Source organism: Micrococcus sp. GbtcB5, assembly GCF_019091605.1.
Lineage (GTDB): Bacteria > Actinomycetota > Actinomycetes > Actinomycetales > Micrococcaceae > Micrococcus > Micrococcus luteus.
Genome location: NZ_JAGXJK010000196.1, coordinates 1 through 271, shown reverse-complemented (window position 1 = coordinate 271; position 271 = coordinate 1). Strand labels below are relative to the sequence as shown.

1 pseudogene is annotated in these 271 nt (G+C 79.7%); it reads right to left on the bottom strand.

Annotated features, from left to right (window positions below):
- Nucleotides 1-241, bottom strand: a pseudogene (locus KVS67_RS12010) (ATP-dependent RNA helicase); the annotation flags it as partial.
- Between the last annotated feature and the right edge of the window lie 30 nt (nt 242-271).

Here is a 271-nt window from a genome sequence, read left to right as displayed (position 1 = left end):
CCGGGATGGCCGCCTCCTGGATCGGCGAGCGGCGGGTGTAGCCCAGCCCCTCGACGGCGGCCAGCACGCGGGCGCCCAGGCCGAGGTCCAGGAAGGTGGGGCCGGCCGGCTCGGCCGGGGCCTCGGGGGCGGCGGGCTCGGCGGCGCCGACCTGCGGGACGGTCCCCGTGGCCTCCTGCTGCGCCTCGGCGAGCTCGGGGGCGGCCGCGGCGGTGGTCTGGGGATCGAGGATGTCGGACATGGGTCCTCCTGTGGGGATGCGCGGGCGCAC